This window comes from Pseudomonas sp. R45(2017), from assembly GCF_002112305.1.
GTDB lineage: Bacteria > Pseudomonadota > Gammaproteobacteria > Pseudomonadales > Pseudomonadaceae > Aquipseudomonas > Aquipseudomonas paraglycinae.
Map to the genome: position 1 here is coordinate 64,674 of NZ_NEHH01000006.1, position 24,663 is coordinate 89,336.

Below are 24,663 nucleotides of genomic sequence, written 5' to 3' on the forward strand. Positions count from 1 at the left end.
GGACGGGCAACCGAATGGAGGACAAGCCCCGATTGTTCGGGGCCTGTTCTGTGGACTGCGGTCGCTCGCAAGGGTTCTATTTTTCTTCAGACGGCAGTTGCGGGGGCTTTGGCCCGGGTCACCCGGTCCACCAGATACACCAGACCGTGGTAGTCAATTCCGCCGTGTTGTGTCAGACCGATCTCACAGGTGCGGCTGGTGGAAATCCCCTCGCTGCACTGTTGCACCGCATGTTTGAGCGTTCGCAGTGAGTGGCCGTTGAGCTCCGGCGTGGTGAAACCCTTGTCGCCGGCGAAACCGCAGCAGTGAATGCCTTCCGGGATCACCACGTTCTTGCTGCATTTGCGCGCGAGGTCGATCAGCGCCTGGCTTTCCCCCAGATGCTGAGTACTGCAGGTCACGTGAACGGCAATCGGTGCTTCCTGCGGCGTGAACTCCAGACGATCCATCAGATGCGTACGGATGAATCGCACAGGGTCATACAGATCCAGGCGAACATTTCCCACGTCCTGTACCAGTCGCAACGTGCAGGGGCTGGTGTCGCAATAGATCGGATCAAGCCCGCCGCGACTGGCCTGGAGCAATGCGCCGATCAGCTCCTGACGCTTGTGTTCGGCCTGTTCGGCATAGCCCTTGGACGCGAAAGGCTGACCGCAGCAGAGGTTGTCCAGATTGTCCGGGAACACCACCTGATAACCGGCCTTTTCCAGCAGACCACGGGTTTTGTCGTACAGCGACATCTGCTCCTTGTCGCCCGCTGCCGGCCCCATTACTCGCGACACACAGGCCGCCAGGTACACAACGCGCGGGCGTTCGTCCGACACGGCCGGGCTGAAGCGAATGGCTTTTTCCGGTTGCGGCATCGCGTTGGTCCACAGCGGCACCTGACCTTTGGACAGCCGCGTCAGGGTCGCTGACAGATTCGCCAGTCGCGGCGCACCCAACAACATCCGCGCACCGTTGGCCACATGCAGGGTGAAACGCGCACCTTGCAGGGTGGTGGCGAAATTTCCTTCGATCAAGCTGGCGGTTTTCGTATGTGTGGCGTGACGGCCGCGAAGCTTTTTCACCAGCTCGCCGGTATTGATGCCTACAGGGCAGCGTTGCGCACACAAACCGGTCGCGGCGCAGGTATCGATGCCCTGGTACTCGTAGGCTTTTTCCAGTTCGGTGGTGTCGATTCCGGCGCGTTTTCTTGCCTGGATGTCGCGCCAGATCACGATGCGCTGGCGCGGGCTCAGGGTCAGGCCTTTCGAGGGGCAGACCGGCTCGCAGAAACCGCACTCGATGCATTTATCCACAATCTCGTCGGCCGCCGGCAGCGGTTTCAGGTGCTTGAGGTGGATCTGCGGGTCTTCGCTGAGCACCACGTCCGGATTGAGAATGCCGTTGGGGTCGAGCAGGCGTTTGAGCTGCCACATCAATTGATAGGCGTCGCTGCCCCATTCGAGTTCGACGAAGGGCGCCATGTTGCGTCCGGTGCCGTGTTCCGCCTTCAGCGAACCGCCAAACTCCACGGCCACCAGTTGCGCCACGTCGTCCATGAACGCCTGATAGCGTGCGACTTCTTCCGCGCTGTTGAAGCCTTGGGTGAAGACGAAGTGCAGATTACCTTCCAGCGCGTGTCCGAAAAGGATCGCTTCGTCGTAGTTATGTTTGTCGAACAGCTCGATCAGACGGTTCACGCCGATCGCCAGTTGCTCCACCGGGAAGGTAACGTCTTCGATGATCACCGTGGTGCCGGTCTTGCGTACGGCGCCGACGGCGGGGAAGGTGTCTTTGCGGATCGCCCAGAGGCGGGCGTTTTCGACCGGGTCTTCGGTGAAGTCGACCTGCTTTTCCACCGGGAAGCCATTGAGCGACGCCATGATCTGCGCCAGTTGCTCCTGCAGCAAAGTGGAAGAGGCGGCGCGGGATTCGATCAACAACGCGCAGGCATTGTTCGACAGCTGCTGTACGAAAGCCGGCATGCCGGGTTTGTCCTGCACCGAGCGCAGGCTGCGGCGGTCGAGCAGTTCTACGGCGGACACCGGTTGGCTTTTCAGCACGGTGACGGCGTTGCAGCAGGTTTCCACATCCGGGAATACGATCAGCGCCGAGGCCTTGTTCGGATGGTCGATCACCGTGTCGTAAGTCACGGCGCTGATGAAACCGAGAGTGCCTTCGGAGCCGACCAGCAAGTGGCTCAAGATATCCACAGGCTCATCGAAATCCACCAGGGCGTTGAGCGACAGGCCGGTGGTATTTTTCAGACGGTATTTGTGGCGGATTCGCGCGGCCAGTTCGGCATTGGCGCTGGTCTCACGGCCCAAGGTCGCCAGACGTTCCAGCAATTCACCGTGGCTGACTCGAAACGCCTCGACGCTGGCGGCATCTTCGGTGTCGAGACGTGTGCCGTCGGCCAACACCAGACGAATTCCCGCCAGCGTGTGATAGGTGTTTTGCGCGGTGCCGCAGCACATGCCGCTGGCGTTGTTGGCGACGATGCCGCCGATCTTGCAGGCGTTGATCGACGCCGGATCCGGACCGATCTTGCGTCCGAATGGCGCCAGCCATGCATTGGCCTGGGCACCGATCACGCCCGGTTGCAGGCGGATTTGCGTGCCTTGCCCTCGGATCTCCCGGGCGTTCCAGTTATCCCCCAGCACGATCAGCACCGAATCGCTGATCGCCTGGCCGGACAGGCTGGTGCCGGCGGCGCGGAAGGTCACCGGGACCTGATCGCGCTGGGCCAGTTTCAGCAGCGCTACCACTTCATCTTCGGATTCGACGCGGATCACCAGTTGTGGAATCAACCGGTAGAAGCTGGCGTCGGTGCCGAAGGCCAGGGTCGACAGCGGATCGTCGAAACGCCGTTCGGCTGGAATCAGTTGCTGCGCATCGCGCAGGAAAGTCGCCGGTAAGGTCATTGGTCCTCCAGGATCAATACCACCAGGTCTTTCGGGCCGTGAGCGCCGTAAGCCAGGACTTGTTCGATGTCGGCAGTTTTCGACGGGCCGGACACCAGCAGCGCGTTGGTCGGCATGCCTTGCGCCCACTCGAATTCCTGCTGCACCTGATAGAAGTTGTCGCGGATCTGGCTGGCCTTGAGCAGGGCGAAATGCACCGGTGGCACCAGGCTCATCAGCCGGGGTTCTTCGCGGGTCGGCCAGAGAATCAGGCTGCCGGTGGCGGCGATGGCGCCGAGGGTGCCGGTGAGGCTGGCCGGGGTGTCGTTGAACAACTCGGCTTTCCACTCTTCCATCGGCCGGTCGTAGGATTTCAGCGCCGGCAGATCAGGATTGTTCGCCCAGTGTTGTGTGATCCGTTGCCCGTGAGGTGTAGTCGGTGCGATCAGCAGGCTCGGCAACTGGCGGTCGCGCAGCAGTTGCGCCAGCAGCGCCGGCCACGCTTCAGCGGAGGTCAGGTGGATTTCGGTGTGCACCGCTTCCATCAGTTTGCGCAGTTGCGGGATCCGTTGTTCGGCACTGTAGGTGTAAGGCTGGGTCACCAGATCGACGTCGAAGTTGTCGGCAATCGGCGTGGTGCCGGTCAGGCTTTTCCTTAACTTGCCGAGGATGTTTTGCTTGGCGCTCATCAACGGTCTCCTTGTTTGGCCAGGTGTTCGCGAGCCATGTCATGCAGTGAGCGGGCGGCGGGTTTCGGCGCGCTGTGATTTTGTGTCCACGGGCCGACGTTGTTTGGCGTCAGCGCGCGCAGGCGTGTGGCGAAAAACGCAAACAGTCGATACAGGGTCGGCGAGCTGTTGAGCTTCGCCCAGGCGTTCCAGATGAAGCGTTCCTTGCGCGAATACTTGCTGCCCTGGCCGCGCATCACTTGATGAGGACTGTCGGGGGATTTGACGTTCTCTTCGCGTAGGCGGCGCAGCAGTGCAGGAATAGGAATTTTTACCGGACACACTTCACCGCAGGCGCCGCATAACGAAGAAGCGCTCGGGTGATCCGGGACTTTCGCCAGGCCGACCATGTGCGGGGTGATGATTTTGCCGATCGGGCCGGGATAAACCTCGCCATAGGTATGGCCGCCGACGCGGGTGTAGACCGGGCAATGATTCATGCAGGCGCCGCAGCGGATGCAATTCAACGTCTGGCGCAGTTCACTGTCGGCGAAGGCCTGGCTGCGACCGTTGTCGAGCAGTACCAGATGCACTTCCTGCGGGCCGTCGAGTTCGTGTTCCTTGCGCGGGCCGGAGATCATGTTGACGTAGGTGGTGATCGGAATGCCCAGCGCCGAGCGGGTCAGCAATGACAGCAGCGGCACCACGTCGCGCAGGTTTTCCACGACCTTTTCGATGCCGGTGACGGCGATGTGCACCGGCGGCACGGTGGTGGTCATGCGGCCGTTGCCTTCGTTTTCCACCAGCAGCAGGGTGCCGGTTTCGGCCACGGCGAAGTTGACACCGGAAACGCCGATGTCCGCTTCGAAGAATTTCTGCCGCAGGACCCTGCGACCGATCTGAATGAGTTGGTCAACGTCCTTGGTGTATTCCACGCCAAGTTTGTCGTGGAACAAGGACGCGACCTGACCGGCATTCTTGTGGATTGCCGGCATGATTATGTGAGAAGGCTTCTCGTGGTCGAGCTGGACGATGTACTCCCCCATGTCGGACTCCAGACATTCAATGTCCCGAGCCTCGAGGAAATGGTTCATCTCCATCTCTTCGCTGACCATCGATTTGCCCTTGATCACTTGCCGCGCCTCGTGAGCGCGGATGATCGAAAGAACGATGCCATTGGCCTCGTCCACCGTTTCCGCCCAGTGCACTGTCACACCGTTGCGGGTCAGGTTCTGTTCCAGTTGCTCGAGCAGGTCGGGCAACTTGGAGAGCGCACGCGCCCTGATCGAGTTGCCCAGGGCGCGCAAGTGTTCTCTTTCGTGGGCATCGCTGAAAGCCGCTGCCCGCTTGGTCATCAGTGAATCCATCGCAGTGCGGAAGTTGTTCCGTAACTGCGAGTCGCCCAGGGCGTTGTGTGCCCGGGTGCGGAAATCTTCTTCTACGGCAACCGTAGGAATAATCGTGGAAGTGCTCATCGCGCACCTCCGGTTCGTTGCCAGAGGAAGCTCGCCAGGTGTTGCCCGCGCAGCGCTTCCTTCTGTTTTTCCAGCGAGCCGTTGATGTTCATCAAGCAGCCGCAGTCGGCGCTGAGTACCTGATGCGCGCCGGATTCCTTCAACGCCCGGGTCTTGTCAGCCACCATCGCGCCGGAAATGTCTGGCATACGGACGCTGAATGTCCCACCGAAGCCACAGCATTCGCTTTCGTGATCGTGGTTGACCCGTTCCACGTTGCTCAGCTGCGCCAACAACTCGCGGCCGTGCAGGTGGGTGTTCATTTCCCGTCGCGCCGAACACGAGGTGTGCAGCGCCACTTTCACCGGCTCGCCACTGTCCTTGAGCTGCACCTTGCAGACGAACAGCAGAAACTCGGCCAATTCATAGGTGCGGGCCGCGAGGGCCTGAACCTGTTTCAGCGTTTCCGGCTCGTCCTTGAACAAGTCGGCGTAATGCTCGCGGATCATTCCGGCGCACGAACCCGACGGCACCACCACCGGATAGTCCCCGGCAAACAGCGCCAGTTGCGAGCGCGCCACCGCCCGTGCCTGCTCGGTGTAACCCGAGGTGTAGGCCGGTTGTCCGCAGCAGCTCTGCCCTTGCGGGTAGTCGACCCGGATGCCTTCGCGCTCCAGCAAGTGGATCGCGTCCATCCCGGCTTCCGGATAGAACAGGTCGACCACGCACGTGCCGAACAGGTAGACCCGCGACGGTTTCTCGCTGGGGTATTGCCGGGGTTCGGGCAGTGGCGGTGCGACGCGAGTGGCGTTGGGCACAGCGTTGTAAAAAAGCTCGCTCATCAGGCGTGTCTCCGGGTGGGCCCGGTTATCCGTCTGTTGAGGCTGCCGAATATAGAGCGCGTTGCTTTCAGCAGCCTTACAGACCGGGTTGTGAATTGCTGACGCCGGAATCACGAACCGGCGTCGGTTATTTCCATGTCGCTTGTAGTCTTAATGCACCAGCATGCCGGTAAACCAATAGGCCTGGGCCAACGTGATCAGGCCGACGATCGTGGCAAAGAATAGGCTGTGCTTGAGGGTGAAGCGGAACAGATCGGATTCCTTGCCCACCAGCCCGGTCGCGGCGCAGGCCACGGCGATCGATTGTGGCGAAATCATTTTGCCGGTCACGCCGCCGCTGGTATTGGCCGCCACCAGCAGGGTGTCGTTGACCCCGATCTGGTGCGCGGTGGTCGCTTGCAGCGAACTGAACAGGGCGTTGGACGAGGTATCGGAACCGGTCAGGAACACGCCGAGCCAGCCGAGGAACGGCGAGAAGAACGGAAACGCTGCGCCAGTACCGGCCAGCACCAGAGCCATGGTCGAGGACATGCCGGAATAGTTGGTGACGAAGGCAAACGCCAGCACCATGCCGATCGACAGGATCGGCCAGCGCAGTTCGTAGAAGGTCTCTTTCAAAGTGGTCAGACCAGTTTTGAAATTGATCTTCAGCACCAGCATCGAGATCAGCGCGGAGAAGAAAATCGCAGTGCCGGTCGCGGAAATCGGGTCGAGTTTGAACACGGCCGGAATCGCGGTCGGGGCGGCAACGATCGGCGCGGTCTTGATGACCAGTTGATCCAAGTGCGGAATCGCGAAGTTGAACACCCAGGCGTACATCGAACCGCCGGCGGCGAACATGGCCTTGAAGGGTTTGAGGGTCCAGATGGTCACCAGCACGGTGAGGATCAGGAACGGCGACCACGCTTTGAAAATTTCCCCAAGGCTGTAAGGCGAAGCGACGGTGGTGCGCTTCTGGCCGAAACCGCCGACGCTGGCGGAGACCACCGAAGCGGATACGGCGCCGACGATGTGCTGGCCGGCGGCACGTTTCGGTTGCCAGACCTTCAGGAACAGGGTCAGCGAAATCAGACTGGCCAGGGCCGACGTGATGTCCGGCAATTCCGGGCCGATGAAGTTCGAAGTGAAGTATTGGGTCACGGCGAAGCTCAGGCCAGCAACCAGTGCGGCTGGCCATGTTTCACGCACGCCGCGCAGGCCATCCATCATGAACACCAGCCAGAACGGCACGAACAGCGACAGCAGCGGCAGTTGGCGGCCGGTCATGGCGCCGATCTTGAACGCGTCGATGCCGGTGACTTGCCCGGCCACGATGATCGGAATTCCCAATGCGCCGAACGCCACCGGTGCGGTGTTGGCAATCAGGCACAGGCCGGCGGCGTACAGCGGGTTGAAACCCAGGCCAACCAGCAGCGCAGCGGTAATCGCCACTGGCGCGCCGAAGCCGGCGGCACCTTCGAGGAAGGCGCCGAAGCAGAAACCGATCAGCAGCACCTGCAGGCGTTGGTCGTCAGTGATCGACAGCACCGAGCTGCGGATGACCTCGAACTGACCGCTCTTGACCGTCAGTTTGTACAGGAACACCGCGGCCACAATGATCCAGGCAATCGGCCACAGACCATAGGCGAAGCCATATCCGGCAGCGGCGAACGCCATGTCGACCGGCATCTGGAACGCGAAGATCGCCACAAGGATCGCCAAGGCGAGCGTGATGCTGCCGGCTACATGACCTTTGAGGCGGAACACCGCCAGGGCGAGAAAGAAGAAAACGATGGGGATGACGGCCGCGAGTGCGGACACGCCGAGACTGCCGAGCGGGCTGTAGAGCTGTTGCCAGGTTTGCATATGGGGTGGCCCCTAATTGTTGTTGGTCAGGCACTGTCAGCGTTCTTGGTTAATTGGTAAGACCAATTTACAATCGCTGTTGGCTAGGGTAAAAGCCTTGATGTCGGTGTGTCAATTTGCCGCCCTAAAACTTTTGTCGAACAACCGTACGGCGAGTCGGATTGCACCGGTTGTATTGGCGTCATCTGGCAGGTGTCGGCGCAGCGTCGATAGGCCAGAATAGAGAGCCCGGCGAGCGGTCGGGATGGTGGAGAGTTGAGTGATGGGGTTTGATCAGATACGTCAGCGCCGTTTGTCTGACGACATTGTCGAGCGACTGGAAGGGATGATTCTCGAGGGCACGCTGAAGTCTGGCGAGCGTCTGCCGGCCGAGCGGACTCTGGCGGAACAGTTCGGCGTTTCCCGGCCCTCTTTGCGCGAGGCGATTCAGAAGCTTGCGGCCAAGGGGTTGCTGGTCAGCAAGCAGGGCGGCGGCAACTATGTCGTGGAAAGCCTCGGTTCGACGTTCAGCGATCCGCTGCTGCAATTGCTGGAAAGCAATCCCGAGGCGCAGCGCGATCTGCTGGAATTTCGCCACACGCTGGAGGCATCGTGTGCCTATTACGCAGCATTGCGCGCCACGGATGTGGATCGTGAACGGCTGACGGCTGCGTTTGAAGAGTTACAGGACTGCTATTCGCGTCATGACGAAGTGAGCCGGGCGGAAGAGGGCGCGGCGGATGCGAAATTCCACCTGGCGATTGCCGAAGCCAGTCATAACGCGGTGTTGCTGCACACCATTCGCGGGCTGTTCGATCTGCTCAAGCGCAACGTCGTGACCAACATCGGTGGCATGTACAAGCAGCGCACGGAAACCCGCGACATGCTGATCACCCAGCATCGGGAGTTGTATCTGGCGATTATCGAGGGGCGCGCGGAACAGGCGCGTGAGGTGTCCAGCCGACACATTCTGTATGTGCAAGAAGTGCTGGAAGAGGTGCGTCAGGAAGTGCAGCGCATGGCTCGCGCCGAGCGACGTAAAGGGATGTAAAAAAGACCGCTCCCGTGCGAGGCGCGGGAACGGTCATTCAGGCAGAAGAATCAGTCTTCCTTGCCCTTGTTGCGCACCGCACGCTGTAACTCGCGACCGGCGTCGCGTTCGCGTTCGGTGTCACGCTTGTCGTATTCCTTCTTGCCCTTGCCCAGTGCGATCTCGCACTTGACCATGTGCTTGCTCCAGTACCAGGACAGGCACACGCAGGCGTAACCCTTCTGCTGCACGGCGGCGGCGAGCTTGTCCAGTTCGCGGCGGTTGAGCAGCAACTTGCGGGTACGCACCGGGTCGGCAATGACGTGGGTGCTGGCGGTCATCAGAGGCGTGATGTGGCTGCCAAGCAGCCAGGCTTCGCCATCCTTGAGCAGCACGTAACTGTCGACCAGTTGCAGCTTGCTTGCCCGCAGACTTTTTACTTCCCAGCCGGCCAGGACCAGACCAGCCTCGAACTTGTGCTCGATGAAGTAATCGTGTCGCGCCTTTTTGTTCTGCGCGATGGTCCCTGTTGGGTGTTTCTTCTGTTTAGCCATAGGGGCGGCATTATATGGAGATAAACGGCTGTCGGCTACGGTGATGCTGCGTGCTTGAGCAGGTTGAGTGAATCCCGGACAATGCGGCCTCTTTTTCTAACGCTTGGGCGTGATAAACGATGTCGACAGACAAGGTTTCTGTCCACGGCAGTTGGGCTAGCCGCTGGGTTTTCATATTCGCCGCGACCGGTTCGGCCGTGGGATTGGGCAGCATCTGGAAATTCCCCTACATGGTCGGGGTCTACGGTGGCGGCGCCTTCGTGCTGATGTTTCTGGCCTGTATTGCGTTGATCGGCATCCCGGTGATGCTCGCCGAAACCCTGATCGGCCGGCGTGCCCGTCAGAGTCCGGCAAATGCCCTGAAGGTGCTGGCGCTGGAAGCGGGGCACTCGGGAAAGTGGTCGTGGGGCGCGTTCGCCGGGATGATCACGGCGTTGCTGATCCTGTCTTTTTACAGTGTGGTCGGCGGCTGGTCGCTGGATTACATCATTGATATGGGGCGCGGAGACTTCCAGGGCGCTACGGCCGATCAGGTCGGGGCGTATTTCGGTAATGTCATCTCCGATCCGTGGCGCCTGACACTTTGGCACACGGTTTTCATGCTGTTGTCTGCAGTAGTGATCGCCAAGGGCGTGGTCGCCGGGCTCGAGCGCAGCCTGCGGATCATGATGCCGCTGCTGTTCGTGATGGTGCTGGTGCTGCTGGGCTACAGCATGACTACCGGGCATTTCATGGAGGGCGTGCATTTCATGTTCGACTTCCATCCGGAAAAAGTCCTCGACGGCTTGCTGCCGGCCATGGGCCACGCGTTCTTCTCCCTGAGCGTGGGCGTGGGCTCGATCATGATCTACGGCGCCTACATGACCAAGGAAGCCTCGCTGTCCGGCACGGTCGTCGGTGTGGCGCTGCTCGATACCTTTGTTTCGCTGGTGGCCGGTCTGGCCTTGTTTCCGATTGTGTTCGCCGGTGGTTTGAACCCGAGCGAAGGCCCGGGGCTGATGTTCGTCAGCCTGCCATTTGCGTTCGGTAACGTGCTGTTCGGCCAGTTGATGGGCGTGGTGTTCTTCGTTCTGGTGGCCATTGCCGCCTGGAGCTCAGCGATTTCCCTGCTGGAGCCGATGGTCGCCTATCTGGTCGAGCGGACTAAAATCAGTCGTGCCTGGGTGACATTCTGGTTGGCCTTCACTTGCTGGTTCGTCGGCCTGGGCACGGTGTTTTCCTTCAATATCTGGAAGGAAGCCAAATTTTTCGTGAACGATGGCGGGGTGTTCCATCTCTACCAATGGGGTGCGGCCGGTGGCCTGGACTTTTTTGGGGTGATCGACTTCTTCACCTCGCGGATCATGTTGCCGCTCGGCGGGCTGTGCTTCGTGCTGTTTGCCGGTTGGGTGATGGGGCGTGAGGCGGTGCGTGACGAGTTGTCGATTCGCAGCCCGGCGCTGTTCGCCCTGTCTCTGTTTTTGATGCGCTATGTGGCGCCCATCGGCATTCTTGTAGTGTTTGCCGCCCAGCTCTGGAAGTGACGCTTACATGACGACACATATTCAACGATCGGCGCTGCTGCCTTACCCGGCGCAATTTCTCTACGATCTGGTCAATGACGTGGCGCGTTACCCGGAGTTTTTGCCGTGGTGCTCGTCTGCAGAAGTCCTTGAAAGCTCGCCTGAGCATATGCGCGCCAGTGTCGGCGTGGCCAAGGGTGGTCTCAGTCAGCACTTCGTGACGCGTAATACGCTGGTGCCGGGGCAGTCGATTGAGATGAACCTGGAGGAGGGGCCGTTCAATCAACTGCACGGCGTCTGGGTGTTCAAGGCGCTGAACGAGAAGGCCTGCAAGATCAGTCTGGATCTGTCCTTCGACTACGCCGGGCCGCTGGTCCGCGCGACGCTCGGGCCTTTGTTCAATCAGGCAGCCAATACGCTGGTGGATGCGTTCTGCCAGCGCGCCAAGCAGATGCATGGTTGAGCCGGTGATCGAAATCGAAGTGGTGTATGCGGCGGTTGATCGGCAGGTGTTGCGTGTAACCAGTGTTGCCGAAGGTACGACGGTGCGTGCGGCGCTGATGGCGTCCGGGATTGATGCTGAATTTCCGGAGCTGGATCTGAAGAGCTGTCCTTTGGGGATATTCGGCAAAGTGATTGCTGATCCGGATACTCGACAGGTTCAGGAAGGTGATCGCATCGAGATCTATCGACCACTGTTGGCTGATCCGAAAGAGGTGCGCCGATTGCGTGCCGCCAAGGCTGCCGAGGCTAAAGCCAGAAATCAGTGATGCGCTGATCTGCAGGCAATAAAAAACCCGGAATTTCCGGGTTTTTTATTGCGTCGCAAATTATTGCGGCGAGGTGTCCAGCGGTTCTGGCGTTGGAACCGGAACGGTTTCCACACCATCGACGTCCTTCTGGATCTGATCCAGCAAGGAGCCTGGCTTGGCCGGTTTTTCCGGTTTCGGCTGCTCGGCGTTTTCAGCAGGAGTGGTCACGCTGGTGCCACTGTCCTTGCCGAGAATGGCTTCATCACGGCTGACGCCCGGCATGAAGTCACCGGACAGGCTGACAAGACGGTCATTCGAGTCGAAAATGACACTCATGCGTTCCTGCTGACGTTCACCGCCACCAGGTTGCAGGCTGTACAGATAATCCCAGCGGTTGGCATGGAACGTGTCGGCAAGCAGAGGGTTGCCCATGATAAACCGTACTTGCGGCCGGGTCATTCCCGGGCGTAACTGGTCTATCATGTCCTGCGTGACGACATTGCCCTGCTGGATGTCGATTTTGTAAACCCCGGGGAATGAACAACCGGCGAGTGCGAGCAGTCCCACAAAGGTGAAACTGGTTAGCAAGAGCTTGGTGTTTTGCATCGGTGGGCGACTTCCACTATCTTGGCTGGGACAACGTAAACGCCGATCATACCCGCATTAAGAGAAGCTGCGAAGCAGCATCGCGAGAAAGCTGACCATGGTTGAAAATAGCGAACTACGCAAAGCCGGCCTCAAAGTGACCCTGCCACGGGTCAAGATCCTGCAAATGCTCGACTCTACAGAGCAGCGTCACATGAGTGCCGAGGACGTCTACAAGGCGTTGATGGAAGCTGGTGAGGACGTCGGTCTGGCCACGGTTTACCGTGTTCTGACCCAGTTCGAAGCGGCTGGCCTCGTGGTCCGTCACAACTTCGACGGCGGCCACGCGGTATTCGAATTGGCCGACGGTGGCCACCACGACCATATGGTTAACGTGGAGTCGGGCGAAGTCATCGAATTCTTCGACGAAGAAATCGAAAAACTTCAGAAGGCGATCGTCGAGAAGCACGGTTACGAGATGGTTGATCACAATCTCGTACTGTACGTACGCAACAAAAAGTAAGCATGTCGCGCGAATTTCAGGTTCGCGAAACGAGCGAAGGCGACCCAAGGGTCGCCTTCGTGCTTTCTGGCGTGCTTAAACCTTTGCGGTAACGACCATCTTTTTCGCGTGCGCCAAAGACTCTTTGGTCAGATCGATGCCGCCAAGCATCCGCGCGACTTCTTCTATACGGTCATTCTTGCTCAGCTTCGAAACGGCCGTGTGAGTCGCCTGCTCGCCGCGCACTTTATGCACGAACAGGTGCTGATGTCCCTGGGCCGCGACTTGCGGCAAGTGTGTGACCGTCAGTACCTGTCCGCGATCCCCGAGGCGGCGCAGCAACTGGCCGACGATTTCGGCCGTCGGACCGCCAATGCCCACGTCCACTTCGTCGAACACCAGCGTCGGTACGCGAGAGGTCTGGGCAGTAATCACCTGGATGGCCAGGCTGATCCGTGACAGCTCACCGCCGGAGGCCACTTTGGCCAGGGCCTTCAGGGGTTGGCCAGGGTTGGCGCTGACCAGCAGTTCAACTTGCTCCAGGCCATTGGGTTGTAGTTCGCTGCTGTTGTTGGCGCGCAATTCGATGGTAAAGCGACCGCCGGGCATGCCCAGACGCTGAATCTCCTGCTCCACCGCGCTGGCCAGGCTGCCGGCCGCCTGGTGACGCAGCTCACTGAGTTCCCGAGCCTTTTCCTGATAGTGGCGGGCATAGGATGCAAGCTCCTCGGCGAGACGTTCGATGGATTCATCGTTGGCGTCGAGGGCTTCGATTTCGTCGAGCAGCTTCTGCTGCATCTCTGCCACTTCAGTCGGTTGAATGCGGTGTTTGCGCGCCAGTGTGTAAATGGAGTCCAGGCGCTCTTCCAGATATTGCAGGCGCGCCGGATCGGCGTCGAAGTTGTCGAGAAAACGATTGAGCTCGCCGACGGCTTCTTCGACCTGGATCTGCGCGCTGGTCAGCAGGCTGCTCGCCTCACCCAGCGCGCCGACCGAATTGTTCACGCTCGACAGGCGATTGAGGCTGGCCGTCAGGGCATTCAACACGTTGCCGGAATCGCTTTCGCTGCATTGCTCGACCACTTGCCGGCAGATGCCAAGCAGGGTTTCGGCGTTGGTCAGGTTCTTGTGTTCCTGTTCCAGTTCTTCCAGTTCGTTTTCGCCGAGGCCGAGGTTTTCCAGTTCTTCGAGCTGGTAGCTGAGCAACTGATGGCGCGCGCGCTGTTCGTCGCCGGAATTGGAAAGGCGCTCCAGCTCCTGACGGGTCTGGCGCCAGCGCTGGGCGGCCAGGTGAACCTGGCGCGCCAGATCGGTGGCCCCGGCGTATTCGTCGAGCAGGCGCCGGTGGGTGTCGGTCTTGAGCAGGGATTGGTGTTCGTGCTGGCTGTGGATATCGATCAGCAGCTCACCGAGAGCCTTAAGGTCGCCGAGCGGGCAGGGCGTGCCATTTATATAGCCGCGTGAGCGACCTTCGGACGTGATGACCCGGCGCAGGATGCACGGGCCGTCGATTTCCAGGTCGCGTTCCGCGAGCCAAGCGCTGGCCTCGGGAATGTCGGCCAGATCGAAGGTCGCCAGGATATCGGCCTTGTCGGCGCCCGGTCGAACCACGCCGCTGTCGGCGCGATCACCGAGCGTCAGGCCCAGGGCGTCGAGCATGATCGACTTGCCAGCGCCGGTTTCCCCGGTAATCACGCTCATGCCGCGATCAAGTTCGAGATCGAGATGTTCAACGATGGCGTAGTTGTGTACGGACAGGTGCACCAGCATAAAGGCCGCTCCCAGGCTTCAGGTCTGGTTATTTATACAGTGTTTTGTTTCGGGCTGACAATGCCCTCGCCGAGGTCGATGGGGATGATCCGATCAAATGCCTATCGCGCCAGGGAATGGCAATGCAGCACTTTTTTGTAGGGTTAATCGTTGTCAGCCCTTGAAGCCTGATTTTGCGGCCCCATATATCGGGGCAGAAGCGCGAATCGAACTCGCGGACGATATTGAAAGGAGAATTCTATGGCTGACGAACAGACAGTAGATACGCAAAACCCAGAAGCCAATCAGGCGCCCGAGACTTCGGGTGATGACCTGGCGACCCGTGTACAAGTGCTCGAAGAGCAATTGGCCGCCGCGCAGGATCAATCGCTGCGCGTAGCTGCCGATCTGCAGAACGTCCGCCGCCGTGCCGAGCAGGATGTCGAAAAGGCGCACAAGTTTGCGCTGGAAAAATTCGCCGGCGATCTGCTGCCGATCGTCGACAGCCTGGAGCGTGGTCTCGAGCTGTCTAGCCCTGATGACGAAAGCATCCGTCCGATGCGCGAAGGCATCGAGCTGACCCTGAAAATGTTTCACGACACCCTCACGCGCTATCAGCTTGTCGCTGTAAGCCCGCAGGAAGGCGAACCGTTCAATGCCGTGGAGCATCAGGCGATGGCCATGCAGGAAAGTGCTGATCTGGAGCCGAACAGCATTCTGAAGGTGTTCCAGAAGGGCTACCAGCTCAACGGTCGCCTGCTGCGTCCGGCGATGGTCGTGGTCAGCAAGGCGCCGGCGCCAGTTTCGCCTTCGATTGACGAGAAGGCTTGAAATTAGCCGCAAGGCCCCCATTTACAAGTCAAGCGTTTAAGTATTACCGCAGTCAGCCACCACTGCTGCGGCAAAAAAATCCAAAGTTTCGGGAGAGTGAACATGGGCAAAATTATCGGTATCGACCTGGGGACTACCAACTCCTGCGTCTCCGTGCTGGAAAATGGCGTAGCCAAAGTTATCGAGAACGCCGAAGGCGCGCGTACCACGCCGTCGATCATTGCTTACGCCAATGATGGTGAAATTCTGGTGGGTCAGTCGGCCAAGCGTCAGGCTGTGACCAACCCGCACAACACACTGTTCGCAGTGAAGCGCCTGATTGGCCGCCGCTTCGACGAAGAAGTTGTACAGAAAGACATCAAGCTGGTGCCTTACAAGATCGTCAAGGCTAACAATGGTGACGCCTGGGTCGAGGCCTCCGGCAAGCAGATGGCTCCGCCGCAAATCAGCGCCGAAGTCCTGAAAAAGATGAAGAAGACCGCCGAAGACTACCTCGGCGAAGCTGTGACTGAAGCGGTGATCACCGTTCCGGCCTACTTCAACGACAGTCAGCGTCAGGCGACTAAAGATGCTGGTCGCATCGCGGGTCTGGACGTAAAACGTATCATCAACGAACCAACCGCAGCCGCTCTGGCTTATGGCATGGACAAGGCCAAGGGCGATCACACCGTGATCGTTTACGACCTGGGTGGTGGTACTTTCGACGTTTCCGTGATCGAAATCGCTGAAGTTGACGGCGAGCACCAGTTCGAAGTGCTGGCCACCAACGGTGACACCTTCCTGGGTGGTGAAGACTTCGACATGCGCCTGATCGACTACCTCGTCGACGAGTTCAAGAAAGAGTCCGGCATGGACCTGAAGAACGATCCTCTGGCCTTGCAGCGTCTGAAAGAAGCCGCTGAGAAAGCCAAGATCGAGCTGTCTTCTTCGCAGTCGACCGACGTCAACCTGCCGTACATCACAGCAGATGCGACTGGTCCTAAGCACCTGAACGTGAAGATCTCTCGTGCCAAGCTCGAGTCGCTGGTCGAAGATCTGGTGAACCGTACCATCGAGCCGTGCCGTATTGCTCTGAAAGACGCCGGTATCGACGCCAGCAAAATTGACGACGTGATTCTGGTTGGTGGTCAGACTCGTATGCCACTGGTGCAGAAGGCAGTTACCGATTTCTTCGGTAAAGAAGCACGTAAAGACGTGAACCCGGACGAAGCCGTTGCCATGGGTGCTGCGATCCAGGGCGCCGTTCTGGCCGGTGACGTGAAAGACGTTCTGCTGCTCGACGTCAGCCCGCTGACCCTGGGTATCGAAACCATGGGTGGCGTGATGACCGCGCTGATCGAGAAAAACACCACGATTCCTACCAAGAAATCGCAAGTGTTCTCGACGGCCGACGACAACCAGGGCGCCGTGACCATTCACGTCCTGCAAGGCGAGCGCAAGCAAGCCGCGCAGAACAAGTCCCTGGGCAAGTTCGACCTGGCCGACATTCCACCTGCTCCACGTGGTGTGCCGCAGATCGAAGTGACCTTCGACATCGACGCCAACGGCATCCTGCACGTAGGTGCGAAGGACAAGGCGACTGGCAAAGAGCAGAAGATCACCATCAAGGCCAACTCTGGTCTGTCGGATGAAGAAATCCAGAAGATGGTGCGCGACGCCGAGCTGAACGCCGAGGAAGACCGCAAGTTCGAAGAGCTGGCCGCTGCCCGTAACCAGGGTGATGCACTGGTTCACTCGACTCGCAAGATGATCGCTGACGCTGGCGACAAAGTGACTGCAGAAGAGAAGACTGCAATCGAAGCGGCCGTGGTTGCCCTGGAAGCCGCCGTCAAAGGCGACGACAAGGCTGCCATCGACGCCAAAGTTGAAGAGTTGTCGAAAGTCTCTGCGCCGGTTGCCCAGAAGATGTACGCCGAACAGGCTCAGCCTGCTGAAGGCGCGGCACCGCACGACGAGAAAGCTGAAAAGGCTGACGATGTTGTCGATGCCGAGTTCGAAGAAGTCAAAGACCACAAGTAAGTTGTTGGTCGCCCGGTTGACTGCCTTGCGGCGGTGACTGGTAGGATGTCGCCGCGCGGGAGCTTGCTCCCGCGTTGGCGTATCTGGAATACGCGAATTTTTACAGCATGCGACAAGGTTCGGGTGCTGGCGGTATGGCCGGGAATGCTCCTGCTTTTCGCGCCGCAAATACCGCATGAACCAAAGACCAGGATCGTTGAATTGACGTGAGTTGGGTCCGGGCCTGTATTGGGGCTCAACGAGTTTGGCGAAGCTCAGGAGGGGTTTGCCGAACGTCCTCAAGAGTATGAAGAACTTATGGCTAAGCGTGACTATTACGAAGTGTTGGGTGTTGAGCGCGGCTCAAGCGAAGCAGACCTGAAAAAGGCCTATCGCCGTCTGGCGATGAAGCATCACCCGGACCGTAATCCCGATGACAAAGCGTCGGAAGAACTGTTCAAAGAGGCCAACGAAGCCTACGAAGTGCTGTCCGATTCCAGCAAGCGTGCAGCGTACGACCAGTACGGTCATGCCGGCGTCGACCCGAGCATGGGTGGCGGCGGTGCAGGCTTCGGCGGTCAGAACTTCTCCGACATCTTCGGTGATGTCTTCAGTGACTTCTTCGGTGGCGGTCGCGGCGGTTCCCGTGGCGGCGCTCAGCGCGGCAGCGATTTGCGTTACACCCTGGAGCTGAACCTGGAAGAAGCGGTACGCGGTACGACCGTGAATATCCGCGTTCCGACATTGGTCAATTGCAAACCATGTGATGGATCGGGTGCCAAGAAAGGCTCGTCGCCATCGACGTGCCCGACGTGCGGCGGCATCGGTCAGGTACGCATGCAGCAAGGCTTCTTCTCGGTGCAGCAGACCTGCCCGCGATGCCATGGTCAGGGCAAGATCATTTCCGATCCGTGCGATTCCTGCCACGGCGACGGTCGCGTCGAAGAATACAAAACCCTTTCCGTCAAAGTGCCGGCCGGTGTCGACACCGGTGACCGCATTCGTCTGTCCGGTGAAGGCGAGGCGGGCACTCAGGGTGGGCCGACCGGCGACCTGTACGTGGTGATCAACGTCCGCGAACACGACATCTTCCAGCGTGACGGCAAGCACCTGTTCTGCGAAGTGCCGATCAGCTTCGTCGACGCAGCCCTGGGCGGCGAGCTGGAAATTCCGACCCTCGACGGTCGCGTAAAACTGAAGATTCCGGAAGGGACGCAGACCGGCAAGCAGTTCCGCGTACGCGGCAAGGGCGTTGCGCCGGTGCGTGGTGGTGGTGCAGGCGACCTGATGTGTCGTGTGGCCGTTGAGACCCCGGTCAATCTGAACCGTCGTCAGCGTGAGCTGCTGGAAGAGTTCCGCAGCTCCCTGGCGGACGACAACAGCCATTCCCCGAAAACCACCGGTTGGTTCGACGGTGTGAAGCGCTTCTTCGGCGATCTGTAAGGAGTCGGCATGCGACGTATAGCTGTGATGGGCGCTGCCGGGCGCATGGGCAAGATTCTGGTCGAGGCGGTGCAGCAGCGCGCGCCGCTGACCGGTCTGACGGCCGCGATCGTCCGCCCTGGCAGTACGCTGATCGGTGTGGATGCCGGTGAGCTGGCTTCGCTCGGTCGAATCGGCGTGCCGCTGTCCGGGAATCTGGAATCAGTGGCGGAGGAGTTCGATGTGTTGATCGACTTCACCCTGCCGGAAGTGATGCTGAAAAACCTGGCCTTCTGCCGCAAGGCCGGCAAGGCGATGGTGATCGGCACGACCGGGCTGGATGCCGCGCAGAAGCAATTGCTGGCCGACGCGGGCAAGGATATCCCGATCGTCTTCGCCGCCAACTTCAGTGTCGGCGTCAATCTGTCGCTGAAGCTGCTCGACATGGCGGCACGGGTGTTGGCGGATGATGCGGACATCGAAATCATCGAAGCCCATCACCGGCACAAGATTGATGCGCCGTCGGGTACGGCCCTGCGCATGGGTGAAGTGATCGCCAATGCGCTGGATCGTGATCTGCAGAAAGTCGCGGTCTATGGTCGTGAAGGCCACACCGGTGCTCGTGAGCGCGAAACCATCGGCTTCGCCACTGTTCGCGGTGGTGATGTGGTGGGTGATCACACGGTATTGTTCGCCTGCGAGGGCGAGCGACTGGAGATCACGCACAAGGCTTCGAGTCGCATGACGTTCGCCAAGGGCGCGGTGCGTGCGGCGTTGTGGCTGGATGCTCGTGAGCCTGGTTTGTACGACATGCAGGACGTGCTCGACCTGCATTGAGATGTTCTGAATCCGGCGCAAACGCCCTGTTTGTGCCGGTTTCAATCCGCTGAGCGACGCCCTGTCGCATTCTCCGGCCTTTCGGCCTCATTGGCGGTAGACCAAAAAACCCTTTTTCTGTAAGCTACAGCTTTAGTGTGTCCACTAAAAGCGCGCAGAATAATTCAGTGAAGAAGCGGGGTGACGTGTCCATACGTCACTCCGCTTTTTTACAACCTGCGATTGCCCTTTCATGCGTTATTTACGGGAGGTCTTCTTGACTAAGCCAGCCATACTCGCCCTTGCTGATGGCAGCATTTTTCGCGGCGAAGCCATTGGAGCCGACGGTCAGACCGTTGGTGAGGTGGTGTTCAACACCGCAATGACCGGCTATCAGGAAATCCTTACCGATCCTTCCTACGCCCAACAGATCGTTACCCTGACTTACCCGCACATCGGCAACACCGGCACCACGCCGGAAGATGCCGAGTCCGATCGCGTCTGGTCCGCTGGCCTGGTCATCCGTGACCTGCCGCTGGTAGCGAGCAACTGGCGTAACACGATGTCCCTGTCCGATTACCTGAAAGCCAACAACGTTGTGGCGATCGCCGGTATCGACACCCGCCGCCTGACCCGCATCCTGCGTGAAAAAGGCGCACAGAACGGCTGCATCATGGCCGGCGACAACATCTCCGAAGAAGCGGCCATCGCCGCGGCGCAAGGCTTCCCGGGCCTGAAGGGCATGGACCTGGCGAAAGTCGTCAGCACCAAGACCCAATACGAATGGCGCTCCACTGTCTGGGATCTGAAAACCGACAGCCACGCGACCATCGAAGCCTCCGAGCTGCCTTACCACGTGGTTGCCTATGACTACGGCGTCAAGGTCAACATCCTGCGCATGCTGGTCGAGCGCGGCTGCCGCGTCACTGTTGTTCCAGCGCAAACTCCGGCTGCCGACGTACTGGCTCTGAAACCGGACGGCGTGTTCCTGTCCAACGGCCCTGGTGATCCGGAGCCTTGCGACTACGCGATCAAGGCGATCAAGGAAGTACTGGAAACCGAAATTCCGGTCTTCGGCATCTGCCTCGGCCACCAGCTGCTGGCTCTGGCCTCCGGTGCCAAGACCCTGAAAATGGGCCACGGCCACCACGGTGCCAACCACCCGGTGCAGGATCTGGACACGGGCGTCGTGATGATCACCAGCCAGAACCACGGCTTCGCGGTTGACGAAGAAACCCTGCCAGCCAACGTCCGCGCGATCCACAAATCGCTGTTCGACGGCACCCTGCAAGGTATCGAGCGCACCGACAAGAGCGCGTTCAGCTTCCAGGGTCACCCTGAAGCGAGCCCGGGCCCGAACGATGTGGCCCCTCTGTTTGACCGCTTCATCAACGAGATGGCCAAGCGACGCTAAGCGCTCGCCTTGAGACTGTAGCGAGAAGCCCCTCGAGGGCGGCCCCGGAACCGGCGGCCCCCTCGGGACTTCAGAAATCGATCAAGACGGCTTGCCGACTGACCTGCGGATTTGAGTGACAAACCCATGCCAAAACGTACAGACATTAAAAGCATCCTGATTCTCGGCGCTGGCCCGATCGTTATCGGCCAGGCCTGCGAATTCGACTACTCCGGCGCCCAGGCCTGTAAAGCCCTGCGCGAAGAGGGTTACCGCGTCATCCTGGTGAACTCCAACCCGGCCACCATCATGACCGACCCGGACATGGCCGACGCGACCTACATCGAGCCGATCAAGTGGCAGACCGTTGCCAAGATCATCGAGAAAGAGCGTCCGGATGCCGTGCTGCCAACCATGGGCGGCCAGACTGCTCTGAACTGCGCTCTGGACCTGGAGCGCGAAGGTGTTCTGGAGAAGTTCGGCGTAGAGATGATCGGTGCCAACGCCGACACCATCGACAAGGCTGAAGACCGTTCGCGTTTCGACAAGGCGATGAAAGCCATCGGCCTGGAATGCCCGCGTTCCGGTATCGCCCACAGCATGGAAGAAGCCAACGCGGTGCTCGAACGCTTGGGCTTCCCGTGCATCATCCGTCCGTCCTTCACCATGGGCGGCACCGGTGGCGGTATCGCTTACAACCGTGAAGAGTTCGAAGAAATCTGCGCCCGTGGTCTGGACCTGTCGCCAACCAAGGAACTGCTGATCGACGAATCGCTGATCGGCTGGAAAGAATATGAAATGGAAGTTGTCCGCGACAAAAAGGACAACTGCATCATCGTCTGCTCGATCGAAAACTTCGACCCGATGGGCGTGCACACCGGTGACTCGATCACCGTTGCCCCGGCTCAGACCCTGACTGACAAGGAATACCAGATCCTGCGCAACGCCTCGCTGGCGGTACTGCGCGAGATCGGCGTCGAGACCGGCGGTTCCAACGTTCAGTTCGGTATCTGCCCGGACACCGGCCGTATGGTCGTGATCGAGATGAACCCGCGTGTATCCCGCTCGTCGGCTCTGGCCTCGAAAGCCACCGGTTTCCCGATCGCCAAGATCGCGGCCAAGCTGGCCGTCGGTTACACCCTCGACGAACTGCAGAACGACATCACCGGCGGCCGTACCCCGGCGTCCTTCGAGCCGTCCATCGACTACGTCGTGACCAAGCTGCCGCGCTTCGCCTTCGAGAAGTTCGCCAACGCTGACGCGCGCCTGACCACCCAGATGAAGTCGGTCGGTGAAGTCATGGCCATCGGCCGTACCTTCCAGGAATCCCTGCAGAAAGCCCTGCGCGGTCTGGAAGTGGGCGTTTGCGGTCTGGACGAGAAAGTCGACCTGAGCAACCCGGAAAGCATGAGCGTGCTCAAGCGCGAACTGACCGTGCCGGGCGCCGAGCGTATCTGGTACGTGGCGGACGCCTTCCGCGCCGGCATGACCGTCGAAGAAATCTTCGGCATGAACATGATCGATCCGTGGTTCCTGGTGCAGATCGAAGACCTGATCAAGGACGAAGAGAAGGTCAAGACCCTCGGTTTGTCCGCTATCGACCGCGATCTGATGTACAAGCTCAAGCGCAAAGGTTTCTCCGACCAGCGTCTGGCCAAGCTGCTGGGCGTCACCGAGAAAAACCTGCGCACTCACCGCCACAAGCTGGAAGTGTTCCCGGTCTACAAGCGCGTGGACACCTGCGCGGCCGAGTTCGCCACCGACACCGCCTATCTGTACTCGACCTACGAGGAAGAGTGCGAAGCTGCGCCGTCCGGTCGCGACAAAATCATCATCCTCGGCGGTGGCCCGAACCGTATCGGTCAGGGCATCGAGTTCGACTACTGCTGCGTTCACGCGGCACTGGCGCTGCGCGATGACGGTTACGAGACCATCATGGTCAACTGCAACCCGGAAACCGTTTCCACTGACTACGACACTTCCGACCGTCTGTACTTCGAGCCGGTGACCCTGGAAGACGTGCTGGAAATCTGCCGCGTCGAGAAGCCGAAAGGCGTGATTGTCCAGTACGGCGGCCAGACGCCTCTGAAGCTGGCTCGCGCCCTGGAAGCTGCTGGCGTGCCGATTATCGGCACCAGCCCTGACGCCATCGACCGTGCCGAAGACCGTGAGCGCTTCCAGCAAATGGTCGAGCGCCTGAACCTGCGTCAGCCGCCAAACGCCACCGTGCGCAGCGAAGACGAAGCTGTTCGCGCTGCCGCGAAGATCGGTTACCCGCTGGTGGTGCGTCCGTCCTATGTACTGGGCGGCCGGGCGATGGAAATCGTTTACAAGGAAGAAGAACTCAAGCGTTACCTGCGTGACGCGGTGCAAGTGTCGAACGACAGCCCGGTGCTGCTCGACCACTTCCTCAACTGCGCCATCGAGATGGACGTGGATGCGGTCTGCGACGGCAAGGACGTAGTGATCGGCGCGATCATGCAGCACATCGAACAGGCGGGCGTTCACTCCGGTGACTCCGCGTGCTCGTTGCCGCCGTACTCGCTGCCGGCGCACATCCAGGACGAGATGCGCGAACAGGTCAAGAAAATGGCCCTGGAACTGGGCGTGGTCGGCCTGATGAACGTTCAGTTGGCGCTGCAAGGCGAAGACATCTACGTCATCGAAGTCAACCCGCGTGCTTCCCGTACCGTACCGTTCGTGTCGAAGTGCATCGGTGTTTCCCTGGCGATGATCGCGGCCCGCGTCATGGCCGGTAAAACCCTGAAGGAAATCGGCTTCACCAAGGAAATCATCCCGAACTTCTACAGCGTGAAAGAGGCGGTGTTCCCGTTCGCCAAGTTCCCAGGTGTTGACCCGATTCTCGGCCCAGAGATGAAGTCCACCGGTGAAGTGATGGGCGTCGGCGACACCTTCGGCGAAGCCTTTGCCAAAGCCCAGATGGGCGCCAGCGAAGTGCTGCCGACCGGCGGTACCGCATTCATCAGCGTGCGCGACGATGACAAGCCACTGGTTGCAGGCGTGGCCCGTGATCTGATCAACTTGGGCTTCGAAGTCGTCGCCACTGCCGGCACTGCCAAGCTGATCGAAGCCGCAGGTCTGAAAGTGCGTCGCGTGAACAAGGTGACCGAGGGTCGTCCGCACGTGGTCGACATGATCAAGAATGACGAAGTCACCCTGATCATCAACACCACCGAGGGTCGCCAGTCGATCGCCGATTCCTATTCCATTCGCCGTAACGCCTTGCAGCACAAGATTTACTGCACCACCACCATTGCTGCTGGCGAAGCTATCTGTGAAGCGCTGAAGTTCGGTCCCGAGAAGACCGTGCGCCGCTTGCAGGATCTACACGCAGGATTGAAGGCATGAATAAATACCCAATGACCGTCCAGGGCTCCAAGGCCCTGGAAGAAGAGCATGCTCACTTGACCAAGGTCGTTCGTCCGAAGCTCAGCCAGGACATCGGTACGGCCCGCGAGTTGGGTGACTTGAAAGAAAACGCTGAATACCATGCCGCGCGCGAACAGCAAGGCATGGTCGAGGCGCGGATCCGTGACATCGAAGGTCGCCTGCAGAACGCGGTGATCATCGATGTGACGACCATTCCGCACACCGGCAAAGTGATTTTCGGCACCACCGTCGAAATCGCCAACGTCGAGACTGATGAAAGCGTCACTTACCAGATCGTGGGTGAGGATGAGGCGGACATCAAACTCGGCAAGATTTCGGTTGGCTCGCCGATCGCTCGCGCCTTGATTGCCAAGGAAGAGGGCGATACGGTCGTCGTGAAAACGCCAGGTGGCGATATCGAGTACGAGATTGTCGAAGTCCGTCACATCTGAGGGTGGGCGCC

20 protein-coding genes are annotated in these 24,663 nt (G+C 59.7%); 12 read left to right on the forward strand and 8 right to left on the reverse strand.

The annotated features are described in order from the left end of the window. Window positions 1–86 precede the first annotated feature (86 nt). From CAF74_RS15195 to CAF74_RS15215, 5 genes are all read right to left on the reverse strand, one after another. A complete protein-coding gene (locus CAF74_RS15195; RefSeq protein ID WP_085746871.1) occupies window positions 87–2,909 on the reverse strand; it encodes an FAD-binding and (Fe-S)-binding domain-containing protein in 2,823 nt (940 codons plus the stop codon). Further along, window positions 2,906–3,577 (reverse strand): lactate utilization protein, encoded by a 672-nt coding sequence (locus tag CAF74_RS15200; protein ID WP_085746872.1) that lies wholly within the window; start codon window positions 3,575–3,577, stop codon window positions 2,906–2,908. Before CAF74_RS15200 ends, CAF74_RS15195 begins: the two co-directional genes overlap by 4 nt. Continuing rightward, on the reverse strand, window positions 3,577–5,031 hold the full coding sequence (locus CAF74_RS15205; protein WP_085746873.1) for a LutB/LldF family L-lactate oxidation iron-sulfur protein: 1,455 nt from the start codon (window positions 5,029–5,031) through the stop codon (window positions 3,577–3,579). Before CAF74_RS15205 ends, CAF74_RS15200 begins: the two co-directional genes overlap by 1 nt. Continuing rightward, window positions 5,028–5,852, reverse strand: coding sequence for a (Fe-S)-binding protein (locus CAF74_RS15210; RefSeq protein WP_085746874.1), 825 nt, complete (start codon window positions 5,850–5,852; stop codon window positions 5,028–5,030). The genes CAF74_RS15205 and CAF74_RS15210 overlap by 4 nt, the downstream gene beginning before the upstream one ends. A 150-nt stretch (window positions 5,853–6,002) precedes the next feature. Next, window positions 6,003–7,697: a lactate permease LctP family transporter gene (locus tag CAF74_RS15215; protein ID WP_085746875.1), complete on the reverse strand. Its 1,695-nt coding sequence runs from the start codon at window positions 7,695–7,697 to the stop codon at window positions 6,003–6,005. A 262-nt stretch (window positions 7,698–7,959) separates the two neighbouring features. Here CAF74_RS15215 and CAF74_RS15220 point away from each other — a divergent pair, with 262 nt between their 5' ends. Next, complete coding sequence (locus CAF74_RS15220; RefSeq protein ID WP_039769141.1) at window positions 7,960–8,727, forward strand: FCD domain-containing protein; 768 nt, start codon at window positions 7,960–7,962, stop codon at window positions 8,725–8,727. Between the two features lie 50 nt (window positions 8,728–8,777). Here the strand turns inward: CAF74_RS15220 and smpB are convergent, their stop codons facing one another. Beyond that, a complete protein-coding gene (gene smpB / locus CAF74_RS15225; RefSeq protein WP_007953781.1) occupies window positions 8,778–9,260 on the reverse strand; it encodes an SsrA-binding protein SmpB in 483 nt (160 codons plus the stop codon). Window positions 9,261–9,379: 119 nt separating this feature from the next. Here smpB and CAF74_RS15230 point away from each other — a divergent pair, with 119 nt between their 5' ends. Genes CAF74_RS15230 through CAF74_RS15240 form a run of 3 tightly spaced genes read left to right on the forward strand, consistent with a single transcriptional unit; the run spans window position 9,380 to window position 11,532 of the window. Then, window positions 9,380–10,783, forward strand: a complete 1,404-nt coding sequence (locus tag CAF74_RS15230) for a sodium-dependent transporter (RefSeq protein WP_085746876.1) — start codon at window positions 9,380–9,382, stop codon at window positions 10,781–10,783. Between the two features lie 7 nt (window positions 10,784–10,790). After that, complete coding sequence (locus tag CAF74_RS15235) at window positions 10,791–11,225, forward strand: type II toxin-antitoxin system RatA family toxin (protein ID WP_003221509.1); 435 nt, start codon at window positions 10,791–10,793, stop codon at window positions 11,223–11,225. Then, window positions 11,218–11,532 (forward strand): RnfH family protein, encoded by a 315-nt coding sequence (locus tag CAF74_RS15240; protein ID WP_085746877.1) that lies wholly within the window; start codon window positions 11,218–11,220, stop codon window positions 11,530–11,532. Before CAF74_RS15235 ends, CAF74_RS15240 begins: the two co-directional genes overlap by 8 nt. A gap of 60 nt (window positions 11,533–11,592) precedes the next feature. Here CAF74_RS15240 and CAF74_RS15245 read toward each other — a convergent pair whose 3' ends face one another. Next, entirely contained in the window at window positions 11,593–12,120 is a 528-nt protein-coding gene (locus CAF74_RS15245; RefSeq protein ID WP_085746878.1) for an outer membrane protein assembly factor BamE, read from the reverse strand. A gap of 97 nt (window positions 12,121–12,217) precedes the next feature. Here CAF74_RS15245 and fur point away from each other — a divergent pair, with 97 nt between their 5' ends. Then, on the forward strand, window positions 12,218–12,622 hold the full coding sequence (gene fur, locus CAF74_RS15250) for a ferric iron uptake transcriptional regulator (protein ID WP_039769149.1): 405 nt from the start codon (window positions 12,218–12,220) through the stop codon (window positions 12,620–12,622). Window positions 12,623–12,697: 75 nt separating this feature from the next. Here the strand turns inward: fur and recN are convergent, their stop codons facing one another. After that, entirely contained in the window at window positions 12,698–14,371 is a 1,674-nt protein-coding gene (gene recN, locus CAF74_RS15255) for a DNA repair protein RecN (protein ID WP_085608031.1), read from the reverse strand. Window positions 14,372–14,611: 240 nt separating this feature from the next. Between recN and grpE the strand changes: the two genes are divergently transcribed. The 7 genes from grpE (at window position 14,612) to greA (ending at window position 24,652) form a co-directional block, all read left to right on the forward strand. After that, complete coding sequence (grpE, locus tag CAF74_RS15260; protein WP_085746879.1) at window positions 14,612–15,181, forward strand: nucleotide exchange factor GrpE; 570 nt, start codon at window positions 14,612–14,614, stop codon at window positions 15,179–15,181. A gap of 102 nt (window positions 15,182–15,283) precedes the next feature. Continuing rightward, window positions 15,284–17,200, forward strand: a complete 1,917-nt coding sequence (gene dnaK / locus CAF74_RS15265; RefSeq protein WP_085746880.1) for a molecular chaperone DnaK — start codon at window positions 15,284–15,286, stop codon at window positions 17,198–17,200. Between the two features lie 297 nt (window positions 17,201–17,497). After that, the gene (dnaJ, locus tag CAF74_RS15270; protein WP_007953765.1) at window positions 17,498–18,622 is read left to right on the forward strand and encodes a molecular chaperone DnaJ; all 1,125 of its coding nucleotides are present in this window, start codon (window positions 17,498–17,500) and stop codon (window positions 18,620–18,622) included. A 9-nt stretch (window positions 18,623–18,631) separates the two neighbouring features. Then, window positions 18,632–19,438, forward strand: coding sequence for a 4-hydroxy-tetrahydrodipicolinate reductase (gene dapB / locus CAF74_RS15275; protein WP_085746881.1), 807 nt, complete (start codon window positions 18,632–18,634; stop codon window positions 19,436–19,438). Between the two features lie 256 nt (window positions 19,439–19,694). Next, on the forward strand, window positions 19,695–20,831 hold the full coding sequence (gene carA / locus CAF74_RS15280; RefSeq protein ID WP_007953761.1) for a glutamine-hydrolyzing carbamoyl-phosphate synthase small subunit: 1,137 nt from the start codon (window positions 19,695–19,697) through the stop codon (window positions 20,829–20,831). 126 nt (window positions 20,832–20,957) lie between these two features. Then, on the forward strand, window positions 20,958–24,179 hold the full coding sequence (gene carB / locus CAF74_RS15285) for a carbamoyl-phosphate synthase large subunit (RefSeq protein WP_007953758.1): 3,222 nt from the start codon (window positions 20,958–20,960) through the stop codon (window positions 24,177–24,179). Further along, entirely contained in the window at window positions 24,176–24,652 is a 477-nt protein-coding gene (gene greA / locus CAF74_RS15290; RefSeq protein WP_007953757.1) for a transcription elongation factor GreA, read from the forward strand. Before carB ends, greA begins: the two co-directional genes overlap by 4 nt. Window positions 24,653–24,663 lie beyond the last annotated feature (11 nt).

Bases quoted from the DNA above. Each gene is read 5' to 3' on its own strand.
- dnaJ (WP_007953765.1), top strand. From the start codon at position 17,498: ATGGCTAAGCGTGACTATTACGAAGTGTTGGGTGTTGAGCGCGGCTCA.
- dnaK (WP_085746880.1), top strand. From the start codon at position 15,284: ATGGGCAAAATTATCGGTATCGACCTGGGGACTACCAACTCCTGCGTC.
- CAF74_RS15220 (WP_039769141.1), top strand. From the start codon at position 7,960: ATGGGGTTTGATCAGATACGTCAGCGCCGTTTGTCTGACGACATTGTC.
- CAF74_RS15245 (WP_085746878.1), bottom strand. From the start codon at position 12,120: ATGCAAAACACCAAGCTCTTGCTAACCAGTTTCACCTTTGTGGGACTG.
- CAF74_RS15215 (WP_085746875.1), bottom strand. From the start codon at position 7,697: ATGCAAACCTGGCAACAGCTCTACAGCCCGCTCGGCAGTCTCGGCGTG.
- CAF74_RS15195 (WP_085746871.1), bottom strand. From the start codon at position 2,909: ATGACCTTACCGGCGACTTTCCTGCGCGATGCGCAGCAACTGATTCCA.
- recN (WP_085608031.1), bottom strand. From the start codon at position 14,371: ATGCTGGTGCACCTGTCCGTACACAACTACGCCATCGTTGAACATCTC.
- CAF74_RS15230 (WP_085746876.1), top strand. From the start codon at position 9,380: ATGTCGACAGACAAGGTTTCTGTCCACGGCAGTTGGGCTAGCCGCTGG.
- greA (WP_007953757.1), top strand. From the start codon at position 24,176: ATGAATAAATACCCAATGACCGTCCAGGGCTCCAAGGCCCTGGAAGAA.
- fur (WP_039769149.1), top strand. From the start codon at position 12,218: ATGGTTGAAAATAGCGAACTACGCAAAGCCGGCCTCAAAGTGACCCTG.
- CAF74_RS15240 (WP_085746877.1), top strand. From the start codon at position 11,218: ATGGTTGAGCCGGTGATCGAAATCGAAGTGGTGTATGCGGCGGTTGAT.
- smpB (WP_007953781.1), bottom strand. From the start codon at position 9,260: ATGGCTAAACAGAAGAAACACCCAACAGGGACCATCGCGCAGAACAAA.
- grpE (WP_085746879.1), top strand. From the start codon at position 14,612: ATGGCTGACGAACAGACAGTAGATACGCAAAACCCAGAAGCCAATCAG.
- CAF74_RS15210 (WP_085746874.1), bottom strand. From the start codon at position 5,852: ATGAGCGAGCTTTTTTACAACGCTGTGCCCAACGCCACTCGCGTCGCA.
- carB (WP_007953758.1), top strand. From the start codon at position 20,958: ATGCCAAAACGTACAGACATTAAAAGCATCCTGATTCTCGGCGCTGGC.
- CAF74_RS15235 (WP_003221509.1), top strand. From the start codon at position 10,791: ATGACGACACATATTCAACGATCGGCGCTGCTGCCTTACCCGGCGCAA.
- dapB (WP_085746881.1), top strand. From the start codon at position 18,632: ATGCGACGTATAGCTGTGATGGGCGCTGCCGGGCGCATGGGCAAGATT.
- CAF74_RS15205 (WP_085746873.1), bottom strand. From the start codon at position 5,031: ATGAGCACTTCCACGATTATTCCTACGGTTGCCGTAGAAGAAGATTTC.
- CAF74_RS15200 (WP_085746872.1), bottom strand. From the start codon at position 3,577: ATGAGCGCCAAGCAAAACATCCTCGGCAAGTTAAGGAAAAGCCTGACC.